This is a genomic window from Aliisedimentitalea sp. MJ-SS2 (genome assembly GCF_032586155.1).
Classification (GTDB): Bacteria; Pseudomonadota; Alphaproteobacteria; order Rhodobacterales; family Rhodobacteraceae; genus JAWHTC01.
The window spans coordinates 479,087-494,846 of the sequence record NZ_JAWHTC010000004.1; the positions used below are offsets into that span (position 1 = coordinate 479,087).

A 15,760-nucleotide genomic window follows, 5' to 3' on the forward strand; every position below is an offset into this window, starting at 1 on the left:
TGGTTTTTTGTCCCTGTTTCATAACAGTGGGCGGATGAGCATTTGTGCATGAGATGAAGACCGCCGCGGGCGGTCTTTTTCATTTCCACACCTCTCGCGGCTTGCGAAAGGAGATGGGAAATGGGCGAGATTTCAATTCGACGACTGGTGCCGGATGATATTGGCGCGCTGGGCGAGATGGTGGGCGCCCTGGCGCGCCATCACGGCGACGAACCGGGCGCGGGTGATGCCGAGTTGCGACGCGACTGTTTGGGCAATGATCCTTGGTTGACGGTGTGGATTGCCGATGTAGCGGGCACGCCGGTGGGTTATGCCGCCTGCCAGCGCCGGGTGCAGATGCAGTTCGGGCGGCGCGGAATCGAGCTGCACCATCTGTTTGTTGATGCCGCACGGCGCGGGCAGGGCGTTGGTGCCGATCTGGTGGGCAGGGTGAAAGAATGGGCCGAGCGCGAGGCCTGCGAGTTTGTGGTGGTCGGGACCGAGCCGGACAACATAAGGGCACAGGGGTTCTATCTTGGGCTGGGATTTCAGCAGGTCGCCTTGGACGGTGTGCGGTTCTGGCTGCCGGTGGGGCCTCGCTAAGGGCGCGTGTGGGCGGTATGATTTCGACCAACGAGACGAATCTGAAAGGACGCGGGCCATGAGCTATGACAATGACAACATCTTCGCTAAGATCATGCGAGGCGAGGTGCCCTGCGAGAAGCTGTACGAAGATGACAACACGTTCGTATTCATGGATATCATGCCGCGCGCCGATGGCCATTGCCTGGTGATCCCGAAAACACCCTGTCGCAACATACTCGATGCGAGCCCGGCGCAGATGAACGCCTGCATGGCGACGGTGCAGAAAATGGCCCGCGCGGTGATGAAGGCCTTTGATGCCGAAGGCGTAACCTTGCAACAGTTCAGCGAGGCAGCAGGCGGGCAGGAGGTGTTCCACCTGCATTTCCACGTGCTGCCCCGGCGCGAGGGGGTCAAGCTGCGCCCGCCGGGGAGCATGGAAGATTTCGGGGTTCTGAAGGCCAATGCCGACAAGATCCGGGCGGTGCTTGCAGAGGTGTGAGCGCGGACTTCCAAGAAAAGAAGCCGGGGCCTTGATTGTGCAAGGCCCCGGCTTTTCCTTTTCGTGCTCCGTTTAGGGAGCGATCAGCCGAACATCTCGTTCGTCATGTTGTTGTACCAGCTATGGGCGTAATCTGCCTCGCGCTTGAGGTAGAGCGGTGACGCATCCATCGGGGTCAGCCCGCCGGACCCTTCAATGCCTTGCAGGACGTCCTTTTCCTTGTTGTGCTGGTAAATGGCCGCCACGGTGAAGCCATAGTCGCTGCCAGCGAGGCTGTAGCAGACATTCATGAAGGGCACTTCTTCGGGGTCGCGATCATTGATCAGTTCCACAACCGCGTAGGCGGCAACCTTGGCCTGGCTGTTGGCGGCATACCCGGACTTGGGCATGGTGGTGGCATTGGCGGCATCGCCGACCACGTGGATTCCCTTGTGGATTTTCGACTCGAACGTCGTCTTGTCGACCGGGCACCAGTCGCCATCCACCAGCCCCGCGACATGGGCAATCTTGCCGGCCATTTGAGGCGGAATGGCGTTGATCACGCCGCCCTCGAGCGATTCAAGATCGGTTTCAAGTGTCATGGTCGACGCATCTAGGTTTTCGATCCCACCGCCCAGCGTCACCGGGAACCATTCGATAATCGCATTGCCGGTGTTGAAGCCGTAGAGCCGTTCCCATGCCTGCTGGAACAGCTTGCGCTTGGAGTGGGTTTCCTTCTGATCGAAGATCAGCACCTTGGACTTGGGTTTGTGTGTCTTCAGGTACTGAGCGATCAGGCTGGCCCGTTCATAGGGTCCGGGCGGACAGCGGAACGGATTGGGCGGAGCGATGATCGAGACGACGCCGCCATCGGGCATTTCCTCGAGCTGTTTGCGCAACAATGCGGTCTGCGGCCCGGCCTTCCAGGCATGGGGGACGATTTCGGCCGCTTCGGCGCTGTAGCCGGGGATCGCCTCGTATTTGAAGTCGATTCCGGGCGACACGATGCAGCGCTCGTAGGGGATGGACGCGCCTTCCGATGTCATCACCAGTTTCTTGTCGGCATCGATGGCAGTGACTGTATCATGCACGACCTTGATGCCGCGATTGGCAATGGCTTCGTATCCGAACGCGATCTGGTTGATATTGCGGACACCGCCGATCACCTCGTTGCTCATGAAGCAGGTGTGGTAGGTTTTCTTGGGTTCGATCAGTGTCACCTCGATCGTCGGATCAAGCGTGGCGATATAGCGGGCCGCTGTTGTGCCGCCGCAGCCGCCACCAATGATGACAACGCTCTTGCCGGCCGCGCGCGCGATTGAAGGCATTCCGGTGACCGCAGTTGATACGGCCGCCCCTGTGCCCAACACGACAAACTCTCGGCGGTTTAGGGTCTTGTTCCTGGTCATCGAAGTTCTCCCATCCTTCGTGTTCGTTCCGTGAGAGCCGGTCATTGCTGGCTCGCATAATAATGCAACAGTGCCTCGAAGGCGTCTTCGCCCTGTTCTTCAAAGAGGCTTTTGACCTTGGCGTTCATTTTCGGAGACTGTTCGCTCCGGCCTTCCTGCATGTCGTAGAAGGCGTTGCTCAGGTAGGTGACCCACTGGCCGGCCAGCATTCCGGATTCCTCGGTGCCCTCGCCGCCATTCTTGTGGCAGCTTTCCTGGCAGTAGTTCTGGTGCAATTCCTTGCCACGGGCCGCGAGGTCCGCGTCGAATTCCTGCTTGGCGGGCTGGAACGACATGGATTCGAAGTAATCCCCCATGATTTCCAGCTGGTCCTCGGAATATCCCTTGGCGATGCGGTTCATGATCGTGCCAGAGCGTTTGCCGCTTTGGTAGGCTCGCATCGTGTCGAAGAAATAGTAGAAATCCATACCGGCAAGCGAAGGCATCGACATGCCGTTGCTGTTGCCGACAACGCCGTGACAGGCGGTGCAGGGGCCGGCGAGAACCGTTGCGATATTGTCCGCAGCCCGGGCATCAGGTGTTACCGAAACCGTGAGCAGGGCAGCAAGTGCCGTGGAGACTCGTCCTTGGCGCATTAAAGTGTCGATCATGGTGTCCTCCCAAACATCCGGAGCGGGCTGCCGTGTTTTCGGATTTGTGAGCAAGCCTTCCGGTGCGACCATGGTGTGCAGGCCTCGAGGGGCGCAGTTGACACATGTCAAGGATGCGTCGTTTGGTCTCGGGCTGGATGGCGGGTTCGAGCGCAAAGGCCGTTGACAATTTTGATTTAAGACACCGCAGACAGTCTGTCTGCTGCGCTGTCAGCGCGCCGGTTCGATGTTGATGATCGGCCCGAGCCAGATGGAGATGGCAGCATGCAAAAGAAAACGGCGCCGGAGGTGCCCGGCGCCGCGTTGGTTTTCGGTATCGACCGGGCTTATTCAGCGGGCTCGGCGACCCCATGCTTCTCGCGCAGTCCGTCGCGATAGAGAGCCTTGATCAGTGCGGCGCACATCAGGCCCATCACCATGGTAAAGGGCAGCGCGCCGATGATCATGGCCGCCTTGAGCGCGTCCATCGGGTTGGTATCCTTGCCCGCCGTCAGGATCAGCGAGCCAATCACTGCGGTCAGGATCAGGCCCCAGACGATCTTGTGCTTGTTGCCGATCTTCTCGTCACCGCCCGACATGATGGTGTTCATCACCAGGATGCCGCTGTCCGCCGAGGTCACGAGGAAGGTCATGATGAGCACAACGCACATGATGGTCAGGCCCGAGAGCAAGCCACCACTGATCATCTGGCCCAGCGTCGCAAACAACTGGTTGGTCTGGGACGCGCCGCTGATTGCGCCTGCGGCAGTACCGTTGAGTTCCAGATCAATCGCCGTGCCACCAAGGATGGTCATCCAGGCAAAGCAGACAAGCGCCGGTGCAACAACGCAACCGATGATGAATTCGCGCACGGTCCGGCCCTTGGAGATACGGGCCAGGAACAACCCGACAAAGGGCGAGAACGCGATCCACCAGGCCCAGTAGAATGTGGTCCAGGCGGATTGCCAGCCAAACTGACGGCCATCATTGCCCGCAGCATAAACTGCCGCCAGCGTTTCCTCGTCCAACTCGGCAGCGGCCCCTGTCAGGCCCGCCTTGAAACCGTCAAAGCTGCCCCAGGGTCCGGTGGCACCGGCCATCAGATCACCTGCCAGAGGTTTGGCGGCTTCGGGCAGGGCGGCGGCAAAGGCATCGGCCGATTGCGGGCCATAAGAGCCAAAGCTGAGCGAGAAGAAGTTGATGATGTAATCGACAAATGCCGACCCGTAAGTTGTCATCGCAAACACGAACGACCCGAAGAACACAAAGGTGAACAGCAGGACCAGCGACAGAACCAGGTTGAGGTTCGACAGGTATTTCACCCCGCGCCCGACACCCGATACCGCCGAAATGATCGACATCGCCATGATAGCCACAAGGCCGGCAATCAGACCTGCCTTGGAGGGGACCGGTACTTCGCCGCCCATTTCCATGATCCATTCGACCCCGGTGATTGCATAAACACCGTCGATGAACTGGCTGACGCCAAAGCCGATGGTAACGGACACGCCGAGGATGGTGGCAACCACACCCAGAACGTCGACGACATGACCCAGCGGGCCGTTTACATGTCTGCCAAACAGCGGCGTCAGCGCGGAACGGATGGTCAGCGGCATTTCGCGTGTGTAGGCGTAATACGCCAGTGACAACCCGGTCACCACATAGATCGCCCAGGCGTGGAAGCCATAATGCGCGAAGGTATAGCGATAGGCCGAGCGAATGGCCTCTTCCGAGCTTCCGGCCACTTCACCGGCAACAACGACCGGGTTTGATCCCCACAGGCTCAGCGGTTCGGCAGTGGCAAACACCATCAGGCCGACGCCAAGACCAGCACCAAACATCATCGAAAACCAGGAAAAGTTAGAAAACTCGGGTTTCTGGCCCGGCACACCCATGACCTTGCGACCGGACTGGGGCAGGATCGCTATGACCAGAAGGAAGAAGGCGAAGAAGCCGACGATAAAAATATAGAACTGATTGAACAGGCCCAAGAGCATGCTGTTGACGCTGCCCAGCGTGGTATTGGCGTTGCCCGGCCAGACCAGGGCCCAGATCACCAGGGCGACCATGATGCCCTTGGAGATCAGTGCGATGGCGAGGCTGTGGCCCTCGTAAAAGCCGGAGACCTGTCTTCGGATATCGAGATCCGTGAAAGGTGGTTTGATATGCATTATCCCTGTCCTTGTTAGCATGGGACAAACGGTGCGCTTCCCCGCTGGCCCGGTTGGGGCCGGTCCCGTGGCCGTTAGGATGGTGAAAAACCTGCGTAAAAATTGGGCAGAAACGACGGTCTGCCATGCGGTTTGCGACCGTTTGTCGCGCGGGATTGCCGAAAACGGTGGCTATGCAGAAATTGCTATTATGGAATGTTTTTTGGGGGCCTCGGGCGCGTTTGGGGCCGATTTCGGCCAATCCGGCCCATAAAAGGCGCGCGAATGATTGAGACAGCAAGGGAACACGCGATGGCATACATTGCCGACAAGACGCTGGAAGAGATCGACGGCGAACGCTGGCCGATGCCGTGCTGCGCCTCGTATATCGAAGCGACCTGTGCGGTGCTGCGCAAGAAACCGCTGGGCATGTTCACCATCGAGGATCTGCGGATGATGATCGCGCAGGATATCGGGGCGGAAGTTTTAAAACCGCTGGTGATGGAGAGGTTGGCCGAGAACCCGTTGGCCGAGGGCGATTACTATCCCGGCGACTTGTTGGAAGCGGCGGCCAGGCGATGGACCGAGGATACCGATCTGCAAGACTTGGCGCGGGCGCACGGCAAGTGAACGCGGCACGCGGTTTCACCCTTGCCCGGAGGTTCGGCTTGCGGTAGCGATTGCCTGTTCGCTGCGGCGAACTGCCCGCGAGGCGTGGCTTTGCGAGGCTGGCTGGAAGACCTGCCGGAAAGGGGATGCCCGTTCCGCGGGCGCAAATCCCATCAACGGTAATATCAGATGGAGATGCGCCATGACGCAGCTTGATATCAATTGGGTGCGGGCCCAGTTTCCCGCCTTTGAGGTGCCCGCATTGCAGGGGCAGGCGTTTTTCGAGAATGCGGGCGGGTCTTACACCAGCCGCTTTGTGATTGACCGGCTGGAGCGGTTCTATCGCGAACGCAAGGTCCAGCCTTATGCCCCCTATGAAGCCTCGCGCCTTGGCGGTGAAGAGATGGACGAGGCGCGCGTGCGGCTGGCGTTGATGCTGGGGGTAAATACGGATGAGGTGTCGTTCGGACCTTCGACGACGCAGAACACCTACGTGCTGGCCCAGGCGTTCCGCCAGTGGCTGAAACCGGGCGAGGCGATCGTGGTGACCAACCAGGATCACGAGGCCAATACCGGCCCGTGGCGGCGGCTGGCCGATGAGGGCATCGAGGTTCGCGAATGGACGCTTGATCCGGAAACCGGGCATCTGGACCCGGCGGCGCTTGAGGATTTGCTGGACGAAAAGGTCAGGCTGGTGTGTTTCCCGCATTGCTCCAACGTGGTCGGCGAAATCAACCCGGTGACCGAAATCACCGCAATGGCGCACGCCGCAGGCGCCTTCGTCTGCGTTGACGGGGTGAGCTATGCCCCCCACGGGATTGCCAACGTGGGTGAACTTGGGCCGGATATCTACCTGTTTTCAAGCTATAAAACCTACGGGCCGCACCAGGGGATCATGGTGATGCGCCGCGGATTGGGCGAGCAGTTGCCCAACCAGGGGCATTTTTTCAATGCCGACTCGCTTTACAAACGCTTCACCCCGGCGGGGCCGGATCACGCTCAGGTCGCGGCCTGTGCCGGTATGGCGGATTATATCGATGCGTTGGCCGAGCATCACGGGCTGTCCGGCGATACGGCGGCGCGCGCGGAAAGTGTGCATGACCTGATGCGCGATCACGAGGTTTCGCTTCTCCAACCGGTGCTGGATTACCTACGGACCAAAAACGGTGTGCGTCTGTTGGGGCCAAGCGACGCGGCAACCCGTGCACCGACTGTGGCGGTGGACCTGGGCGTTGAGGCTGAACCAGTGGCGGCAAAGCTGGCGTCGCATGGAGTCATGGCCGGAGGCGGTGATTTCTACGCAGTACGCGCCCTCAAGGCGATGGGGGCGGACGCCGAGAAGGGCGTGCTGCGTCTGAGTTTCGTCCACTACACCAGCGAGCCCGAGATCGAACAACTTCTACGCGCGCTGGACGCCGAGATATAAAGTGTTCGGGCAGCGGGTGCGATTTGGCGTTCTGCTGCCTGAACAGCCTTGAATTCAGGAAATTCTTGCCCGAACGGCCTGTTTGGCCCTAGCCTTTTGCTCAAAGTTGCGCGGGAGAAGGGGGGAAACATGGTCCTGACGTCAACGCAAGGCCAGGACGGCCTGCCACGCTATTTTGCCAATGTCTTCGAGATTGCGGCACGGATGCCATTGGGGCGGTTGGATTTCGTGATGCCCGATGGGCGGACCTTTCGCGCCGAAGGGCAGAATGCCGGGCCGGTCGCCGAACTGCGCCTGCATGACTTGGACGTTTTCTCACGTTTGATCCGCGAAGGCGAGCTGGGGTTCTGTGATGCTTACCTTGAAGGGCAGTGGAGTACGCCGGATCTGCAGGCGTTTCTGGACCTTTTGAATGCCGGCAATGACGAGCTTTATCGCGGCTTTCCGGGGCAGGCGATTCTGCGGATGCTGGAACGGTTCCGCCATTGGATGAACTCGAACACCAAGGAACAGGCAGCCGAGAACATCAGCTATCACTATGATCTGGGTAACGAATTCTACAAGCTGTGGCTCGATGAGACGATGACCTATTCCAGCGCCCTGTTCGAGACCGGGCAAGAGAGTATGGAAGCCGCACAGAAAGCGAAATATGCCGCATTGGTGGACCAAATGGGCGTGGAGCCCGGCGATCACGTGCTGGAGATCGGCTGTGGCTGGGGCGGGTTCGCCGAATATGCCGCCAAGGAGCGCGGGTTGCGCGTGACCGGGTTGACCATCAGCGAAGAGCAATTGAAGTTTGCCCGCGAGCGCATTGAAAAGGCGGGGCTTTCCGACAAGGTCGAGCTGAAGATGCAGGACTATCGCGACGAGGCTGGCCGCTATGATGGGATTGCCAGCATCGAGATGTTCGAGGCCGTCGGCGAAAAATACTGGCCGGTTTATTTCGACAAGGTGCGCGATTGTCTGTCGCCCGGAAAACGCGCTGTGTTGCAGATCATCACGATCAACGAGAAACGGTTCGACGTCTATCGCAAGGGGGTGGACTTCATCCAGAAATACATCTTCCCGGGCGGTATGTTGCCGTCAAAGACCGCGCTGCAAGCCGAGGTTCTGAAGGCGGGTATGACCGTCGAGGCGATGCGTGCCTTTGGCGAAAGCTACTCCCAGACCCTGCGGCGCTGGCACGAGACATTCAACGACCGCTGGGACCATGTCAGCGCATTGGGGTTCGACGAGCGCTTCAAGCGGATGTGGAATTTTTATCTGACCTCTTGCGCTGCGGCCTTTCATGGGGGAAATTGCGACGTAGTTCAGATCACCCTTTCCAACCCGAGAGCCGAATAGATGCCCACATCCGCACGACTTGCCGCAGCTGTCTGTTACGGATTGCTGGCGTGGATCGTGTCGGGGATGGTCATAGAAGTCGTACCCGAAAAGGAAAACTGGGGCAGTTTTCAACCCTTCAACGCGTTGGTGGGGCTGGTTGTCGGCTGGTTCGTCGTCGGCAAGCGGGTTCGGGTGGACTACGTCACCGCGATGGGGATCGGGTTCACCGGCATGGTGGCGGCGGTATTCTGGGTTCTGTTCTTTCATTCCTTCAACACGATGCTGGAACTGGCGCTGGACCGGCGCTATGACGGGCCGGTCGAGGCGATTGTCTCGATTTTCAAGATCGCACTCGAATATTCGGCCTACCTGGTGCATGTGCATATTATCGCGACCCTCGTGGTCGGCGGCATTCTCTCTGGTATGATTGCCGAATTTGTTGACCGTCGCTGGTCGTAAGTCCAAGCTGCAAGAGTTTGATTTTCATGGAAAACCTGTTTCTTTACGGCACCCTGAGACATGCCGGGTTGCTGGAACTCGTGGCCGGGTGTCCGGTTGGAAACCTGGCCTGTGAACCGGCACGGCTTGAGGGGCATCGGGTCAGCTGGGCCAAGGGCCACGGTTTTCCGCTCATCGAGACCCGATCTGCGGAGGTTGCCGAAGGCCTGCTGTTGCGCGGGGTCGAGGGCGAGGTGCTAGCCCGGTTGAATTTCTATGAATTGGGGTTCGGGTACGATCTGCGGGACGTCACGGTCGAGAGTGCGAATGGGCCGGTGGCGTCCAAGGTCTATTTTCCACAGCCGGGACTGTGGCAGGCAGGCGAAGCGTTCTCGATCGAGGTTTGGGCGCGCGATCACTGGCCACTGACGCGTCATTCCGCGGCCGAAGTGATGAGCTATTTCGGGCGGCTGAGCGGGGAGGAGGTCGCCAGACGCTTCGGCATGATCGGCACGCGGGCCAATGCCCGGTTGCTGGCAGAACATGATAACGTGCCGTGTGAGCTGCGCAGTGGCCTGGGGGTTGAAGATGTTGAGCTGATTGCCAGCGAAACCAACTATGCCGGGTTTTTTCTTATGGAAACCAGGCATTTGCGCCACAGCCGTTTTGACGGCACGCGCAGCGATGTGCTTGATCGGGAGGTGTTCATCGCCGGGGATGCAACCACCGTGCTGCCTTATGATCCAGACCGCGACCGGGTGATGCTGGTCGAGCAGTTCCGCATGGGGCCCTATGCGCGCGGCGACAGGCATCCCTGGTCGCTGGAACCAATTGCTGGTCGGATTGACGGCGGAGAAAGCGCCGAGGCCTGCGGTGCGCGCGAAACGGTCGAAGAGACCGGGCTGGAAATTCAGCGGCTGGAGCCGATCTCGCGCTATTATGCGACGCCCGGCTATTCGACCGAGATGTTTCATTCCTTTGTCGGAATTGCCGATTTGCCCGACGATGCGGCGGGGCTGGGCGGCGCGATTCACGAGCACGAGGACATTCGCAGCCATGTGATTTCCTTTGAGCGCGCCATGGCGTTGGTCGACAGTGGCGAAATCAACAATGCGCCGCTGATCCTGTCGTTGCTGTGGCTGGCCCGCGAACGTGAACGGTTGCGGCAGCGCTAGGACGGTTTTCCGGCTGAAAAGCCTTTTCGAAAACATGGGTTTCCAATGCGTTGAAACGACGGGGGAATGATCTTTGCGGCCCGGGCGATGCTTGAGTTCCCGCCGGTGAGTCCCTACACGTTGAGAGACACAGGATTCCCGAGGATTATACGCCATGACCGACCCCGTATTTGCCGCTGATCTTGCCCAGGCCGTAGGGAACACACCGCTGATCAAGCTGCGCCGGGCAAGCGAGGAAACCGGCTGCACCATCCTTGGCAAGGCCGAGTTCCTGAACCCGGGTCAATCGGTCAAGGACCGCGCGGCGCTGTGGATCATCAAAGACGCGGTGGCGCGGGGTGATCTGAAACCCGGCGGTACGATTGTCGAGGGCACGGCGGGTAACACCGGCATCGGTCTGGCGCTGGTGGGCAGCTCGATGGGGTACAAGACGGTGATTGTCATCCCCGAGACCCAATCCGAGGAAAAGAAGGACATGCTGCGCCTTGCCGGGGCCGAACTGGTCCAGGTGCCGGCGGCGCCCTATCGCAACATCAACAATTTCATACGTTACTCTGACCGGCTGGCGCAGGAACTGGCCAAGACGGAGCCCAATGGCGCAATCTGGGCCAACCAATTCGACAATGTCGCCAACCGTCTGGCCCATGTCGAGAGCACCGGGCCGGAAATCTGGGAACAGACCGGCGGCACGGTCGACGGGTTCATCTGTGCCGTGGGATCGGGGGGCACGCTGGTGGGCACAGCAATGGCGCTGCAGCCCAAGGGCGTGAAGATCGGCATTGCCGACCCGATGGGCGCAGGACTCTACAGTTTTTACACCACCGGCGAGATGGCCATGGAAGGCGGGTCCATTGCCGAGGGTATCGGCCAGGTGCGGATCACCAAGAACCTGGAAGGGTTCACACCGGACATGGCGTACCAAGTGCCCGATGAAGAGGCGTTGCCTTATGTTTTCGACCTTCTGGCCGAAGAGGGGCTGTGCCTGGGCGGGTCGAGCGGCATCAACGTGGCCGGTGCGGTGCGGATGGCCCGTGAAATGGGGCCGGGGCACACGATCGTCACCGTGCTGGCAGATTACGGCACGCGCTATCAGTCCAAGCTGTTCAATCCGGCCTACCTGAAGGAAAAGAACCTGCCGGTGCCGGACTGGCTTGACCGGGCGCCGCAGGCCCTCCCGTCGGTCTTTGTCGAGCAATAAAAGGATGTCGCGCGTGATGGGCAGGCTGCGCCAGGTTTTCATTTGGATGGTTCTGGCGCTTGGGCTGGCTTTGCAGGCCGGGCCGGGTGCGGCGCAGGCGCTGACAATCGAGGATTTCGAGGCCTGGGCGCAGACCGCGATCCGGGCGGAAGAAGCGGTCGAGGCCGGACGGGCCTCGGACGTGGCGATGCAGGGGCTGCGGGCCGAACTGGACCAGTGGCGGCAGGCCTTTGCCGATGCGCAATCGATCAATAGCCGTACGATTGCCGCCGTCGAGGCCCAGCTTGGCGCGTTGGGACCGGCCCCGGAAGACGGAAACGAGCCGGAAGATATTGCGCTCCAGCGCGCCGATTTGTCCTTGCGGATGGCCGAGCTGCAGGCCCCTGCCAAATCGGCCCAAGTGGCATTGTCGCGTGCCAACGTGTTGATTTCGACAATCGACGAGATATTGCGTGAGCGTCAGACCGAAGAGCTGTTGGAGCGCGGACCGATCCCGCTCAATCCGGTGATCTGGCCACGCGGGTGGAGTGCCCTGACCCTGTCGCTTCAGAACACGCGCGGCGAAATTCTGAATGCCTGGGGCAACAATGTACAGCGCAAGGCGTTTCTGGAAAATCTGCCGGCGGTGATCGCGCTGGCCTCGCTGGGGCTGTTACTGCTGTTGCTGAGCCGGCGTTGGATGTTGCGCTGGATGCATGCGGTACAGGCGCGTGAGGCCACTCCGACACGGTGGCTGGTGGCCTTTGCGCTGTCGCTTGGGCAAGTGGTCCTGCCTCTTCTTGGGCTGGCAGCGTTGGTCGAGGCCGCCTATCTGACCGAGCTTGTCGGGCTGCGGGTCGATCCGCTGTTGGGCGAGGTGGTCAATGGTGGCCTCTATGTTTTCATTGCCCTGTGGCTGGGTGTGAGGATTTTCCCCAAGGGCGAGGCGCTGCATTACCCGATGCATTTCAGCCCGGAGCAACTGCGCCAGGGGCGTTTGATCACCGGGTTGATCGGCGGTGTTCTGGCGCTGCGCGGCTTCCTCGCTGAACTGGTGCGCTATGACAACTGGTCTGATCCGGCACGTGCAGTGGTTTTTTTCCCTTTGATCTTGCTGGGTGGGGTGTTGGTCTGGCAGTTGGGCCGTCTGCTCCGCCTGCACGGGACCGCGGCGCTGAAGCAGGCCGAAACCGAAGCGGACGCGGTGCGCTTTACGGAACAGCTTTACCGGCTGTTGGGCGTGGCGCTGATGGTGCTGGCCTTTGCCGGGCCGCTGCTGGCGGCCGTCGGCTATTTGCCGGCGGCGCAAAGGGCATTGTTCCCGACCCTGGAATCGCTGTTGCTCTTGGGGTTTGTCCTGGTGATCCAAAGGGTTCTGGCCGAGGTCTATGTTCTGGCGCGCGGCCGGGAAGAGGCCCGCGACGGGCTGATCCCGGTGCTGGCCGGAATGGTTCTGATCGCTGTGGCCGCACCTCGATTTGCCTTGATCTGGGGCGTGAGCCGGACCCAGCTTGACGAACTGTGGCGGCAGGCGCGCGACGGATTCCAGATTGGCGACACGGTGATCAGCCTGAGTGATTTCCTGGTCTTCGTGGTGGTCTTTGTGACCGGCTACATGATGACGCGATTGGTGCAGGGGGCGCTGAAGAACACCGTGCTGCCCAAGACGCGGATGGAGAAGGGCGCGCAGAATTCGTTTGTTTCCGGCATCGGTTACGTCGGTATTTTCCTGGCTGCGCTGATTGCGATTACCAGCGCCGGGATCGATCTGAGTTCGCTTGCCATCGTGGCCGGGGCGCTGTCGGTGGGGATCGGTTTCGGGTTGCAGAATATCGTGTCAAACTTTGTCTCGGGCATCATCCTGCTGATCGAGCGGCCGATTTCCGAGGGCGATTGGATCGAAGTGGGTGGCACCCACGGCACGGTGCGTGACATCTCGGTGCGGTCGACCCGGATTGAAACCTTCGACCGGTCCGACGTGATCCTGCCCAATGCCGACCTGATCAGTGGCAAGGTCACCAACTATACCCGCGGCAAGACGGTGGGCCGGGTGATCGTGCCGGTGGGCGTGGCCTATGGCACCGATACCAAGAAGGTCGATGCCGTGCTGCGTGAGATCGCCGAGGCGCATCCAATGGTGCTGGGCCATCCTGCGCCGTCAGTGGTGTTCCAGGGGTTCGGGGCGGATTCGATGGATTTCGAGATCCGGGCCATCCTGCGCGATGTGAACTGGATCCTGAGCGTGAAATCCGAGATGAACCACGAGATTGCCCGACGCTTTGCCGAGGAAGGCATCGAGATACCCTTTGCTCAGCGCGACGTGTGGCTGCGCAACCCTGAGGCCTTGCGGGGCGATGAGCCGTCCGAGACCGGCACACAAGAACCGGGCGAAGGGGGGCGGGGCAAAAGCGACGCGGGTGAACAGCTGGATGACAGTGATTTTGATGATCCCGACGGGGACGGAGGTGACCGGTGAGCGAAATGCTGTTTCGAGACGACGCCTATATGCGTGAGGCCGTGGGCGTAGTGACCGGGCACACGCCGGAAGGTGGCATAGTGGTGGATCGTTCGATCTTCTATCCCACTGGTGGGGGGCAGCCCGGCGACAGTGGCCGCATCGGCTGGAACGGTCGGGACATGCAGATCGCCACGGCAGTGAAGGGTGAGGGCGACGATATCGTGCTGGTGCCGGCCGTGCCGATGGCGCTTCCGGCGGTCGGCACTCAAATCACTCAGGAGATCGACTGGGAGCGTCGTCACCGCCATATGCGGGTGCATACGGCGATGCATCTTCTGTCGGTGGTGTTGCCGCTGCCGGTGACCGGTGGGCAGATCGGTGCCGAAAAGGGACGTTTGGATTTCGCCATGCCAGAGCCGCCCGAGGACAAACAGGCGGTCGAGGATGCGCTGAACGAGCTGATAGACCGTGACCTGGTGGTCTGGGAAAGCTCGATTACCGATGAGGAGCTGGACGCCAAGCCTGGGCTGGTCAAGACCATGTCGGTCCAGCCACCGCGCGGCGCGGGCAAGGTGCGGTTGGTGGCGATCGGAGAGGGTGAAGAGCAGATCGACCTGCAACCCTGTGGCGGTACCCACGTGGCGCGCACCGCCGAGATCGGACGCATCCGGCTGGGCAAGGTCGAGAACAAGGGCAAGCAGAACCGCCGGGTGCATATCTATCTGGATTGAAGGCTGACTGCTTGGTGTGACGGCAAGCGGGTCGAGGACCTGCGGGGACAGCAATAGGCCAAGTCCCAGTCCCAGTCCCGGGTGCCAGTCCGGATGAAATCCTATGTCCGCCGTCAGAAAGACGAGAACTGGGTGCCTGACGACTGGCTCAGGGATATAGGCATCAACCCGGGCGGGCCGGGGATTGATCTTGACATGACCGCCGATGGCAACAAGTGGCACCGGGTGGAGCGGGGCAGACTCATGCCAGCCGGTTCGACCGTCGAGGTGGTGGTGATCCGGGACAGCGCCGGCCGCTCGGCTTACATGGCCTTTTATTCGGCGCGCTGGACCGCCAATGTCTCGTTCAAGCGGGTGAAACTTGACGAAGGCTGGGGTCGCAACGCAGCCCCCGGGCCGGTTTCAGATGCAAAGGGCAGTGCTGTGTTGGTGGTGGCTTCAGGCACCACGCCCGAGCCGTCGAACAGCAACGCCCTGGCGCGGATGGTGCAACGCGAGTTGCGGCGGTTTGGTTGCTGCGAAAAGGACATGGATGGTGTCCGGGGCGGGCGACCGAGTCGTTGCAGAACTACAACCACCGGCATGGCAGTCTTTGGCCGACAGACAGAGCCACGGCGGAGGTGCTGGAACGGATGCTGGCGGCGCGCGCAACGGCCTGCGGCGTCGATTGACCCCCGCAACAGCGCTGTTTAGGTCATAACGATGGCGCGCGCGATTTTTACTTCAGCCCCCCTTGCGGCCCCCTTGCTTTTTTGGATACACCCGTCGGCGGAGCGGTGGCCGAGTGGTCGAAGGCGCACGCCTGGAAAGTGTGTAGGCGGGGAACCGTCTCGAGGGTTCGAATCCCTTCCGCTCCGCCACCCACCCCAGTCTCTGTCAACAAACTGCCTTTTTCCCTGTTTTCTCCCGTTTTTCCGGGGGCTTGGACTGTGGCATTTTCCAGAGAGACGACCGTTGTGCCGCTGTTCAGGGCGATTTCACCAGGTTGTCTCCGGAGGCACCATCACGCGCTTCGGTTAGGGCAAAAATTCCCTGCTAACAGGGAATTAACAGGGAAATTTCCAGGAATCTGAACCTTACGGCTAAACTACCTCATAAATTCTGACGTAATTTTGTCTGACGTCAGCACCAATGGGACAGTTTAGGGTGATTTGATAAGAGAGGGTTTCTGGCACATCGTAACCACCAAG

General features: G+C 60.5%; 15 protein-coding genes and 1 tRNA gene. 13 read left to right on the top strand and 3 right to left on the bottom strand.

Features of this window, described 5'->3' with window-relative positions:
* Positions 1 to 120: 120 nt before the first annotated feature.
* Positions 121 to 582, top strand: a complete 462-nt coding sequence (locus RXV86_RS17555; RefSeq protein ID WP_316301557.1) for a GNAT family N-acetyltransferase — start codon at positions 121 to 123, stop codon at positions 580 to 582.
* A 58-nt stretch (positions 583 to 640) separates the two neighbouring features.
* The gene (locus RXV86_RS17560) at positions 641 to 1,063 is read left to right on the top strand and encodes an HIT family protein (RefSeq protein WP_316301558.1); all 423 of its coding nucleotides are present in this window, start codon (positions 641 to 643) and stop codon (positions 1,061 to 1,063) included.
* 83 nt (positions 1,064 to 1,146) lie between these two features.
* Here the strand turns inward: RXV86_RS17560 and RXV86_RS17565 are convergent, their stop codons facing one another.
* From RXV86_RS17565 to RXV86_RS17575, 3 genes are all read right to left on the bottom strand, one after another.
* Positions 1,147 to 2,451: an NAD(P)/FAD-dependent oxidoreductase gene (locus RXV86_RS17565; protein ID WP_316301559.1), complete on the bottom strand. Its 1,305-nt coding sequence runs from the start codon at positions 2,449 to 2,451 to the stop codon at positions 1,147 to 1,149.
* Between the two features lie 41 nt (positions 2,452 to 2,492).
* Complete coding sequence (locus RXV86_RS17570) at positions 2,493 to 3,101, bottom strand: hypothetical protein (RefSeq protein ID WP_316301560.1); 609 nt, start codon at positions 3,099 to 3,101, stop codon at positions 2,493 to 2,495.
* A 326-nt stretch (positions 3,102 to 3,427) separates the two neighbouring features.
* Positions 3,428 to 5,251, bottom strand: coding sequence for a BCCT family transporter (locus RXV86_RS17575; RefSeq protein WP_316301561.1), 1,824 nt, complete (start codon positions 5,249 to 5,251; stop codon positions 3,428 to 3,430).
* A gap of 79 nt (positions 5,252 to 5,330) precedes the next feature.
* Here RXV86_RS17575 and RXV86_RS17580 point away from each other — a divergent pair, with 79 nt between their 5' ends.
* The 11 genes from RXV86_RS17580 to RXV86_RS17630 all read left to right on the top strand — a co-directional run bounded on the left by RXV86_RS17580 (position 5,331) and on the right by RXV86_RS17630 (position 15,430).
* Positions 5,331 to 5,504 (top strand): hypothetical protein, encoded by a 174-nt coding sequence (locus RXV86_RS17580; protein ID WP_316301562.1) that lies wholly within the window; start codon positions 5,331 to 5,333, stop codon positions 5,502 to 5,504.
* Positions 5,505 to 5,542: 38 nt separating this feature from the next.
* Positions 5,543 to 5,860: a contact-dependent growth inhibition system immunity protein gene (locus RXV86_RS17585; protein WP_316301563.1), complete on the top strand. Its 318-nt coding sequence runs from the start codon at positions 5,543 to 5,545 to the stop codon at positions 5,858 to 5,860.
* 181 nt (positions 5,861 to 6,041) lie between these two features.
* Positions 6,042 to 7,265 carry an aminotransferase class V-fold PLP-dependent enzyme gene (locus RXV86_RS17590; RefSeq protein ID WP_316301564.1) on the top strand — a complete coding sequence of 408 codons (1,224 nt, stop codon included), beginning with the start codon at positions 6,042 to 6,044 and terminating at the stop codon, positions 7,263 to 7,265.
* Positions 7,266 to 7,394: 129 nt separating this feature from the next.
* Positions 7,395 to 8,609 (top strand): cyclopropane-fatty-acyl-phospholipid synthase family protein, encoded by a 1,215-nt coding sequence (locus RXV86_RS17595; protein ID WP_316301565.1) that lies wholly within the window; start codon positions 7,395 to 7,397, stop codon positions 8,607 to 8,609.
* Positions 8,610 to 9,050: a TrgA family protein gene (locus RXV86_RS17600; protein ID WP_316301566.1), complete on the top strand. Its 441-nt coding sequence runs from the start codon at positions 8,610 to 8,612 to the stop codon at positions 9,048 to 9,050.
* Between the two features lie 26 nt (positions 9,051 to 9,076).
* On the top strand, positions 9,077 to 10,204 hold the full coding sequence (locus RXV86_RS17605) for an NUDIX domain-containing protein (protein WP_316301567.1): 1,128 nt from the start codon (positions 9,077 to 9,079) through the stop codon (positions 10,202 to 10,204).
* 154 nt (positions 10,205 to 10,358) lie between these two features.
* The gene (locus RXV86_RS17610) at positions 10,359 to 11,402 is read left to right on the top strand and encodes a cysteine synthase A (RefSeq protein ID WP_316301568.1); all 1,044 of its coding nucleotides are present in this window, start codon (positions 10,359 to 10,361) and stop codon (positions 11,400 to 11,402) included.
* A gap of 4 nt (positions 11,403 to 11,406) precedes the next feature.
* Entirely contained in the window at positions 11,407 to 13,857 is a 2,451-nt protein-coding gene (locus tag RXV86_RS17615; protein ID WP_316301569.1) for a DUF3772 domain-containing protein, read from the top strand.
* Positions 13,854 to 14,570: an alanyl-tRNA editing protein gene (locus RXV86_RS17620; RefSeq protein ID WP_316301570.1), complete on the top strand. Its 717-nt coding sequence runs from the start codon at positions 13,854 to 13,856 to the stop codon at positions 14,568 to 14,570. The genes RXV86_RS17615 and RXV86_RS17620 overlap by 4 nt, the downstream gene beginning before the upstream one ends.
* A 93-nt stretch (positions 14,571 to 14,663) precedes the next feature.
* On the top strand, positions 14,664 to 15,263 hold the full coding sequence (locus tag RXV86_RS17625) for a hypothetical protein (RefSeq protein ID WP_316301571.1): 600 nt from the start codon (positions 14,664 to 14,666) through the stop codon (positions 15,261 to 15,263).
* Positions 15,264 to 15,340: 77 nt separating this feature from the next.
* Positions 15,341 to 15,430: transfer RNA gene (locus RXV86_RS17630), tRNA-Ser, on the top strand.
* The last annotated feature ends 330 nt before the right edge of the window (positions 15,431 to 15,760 follow it).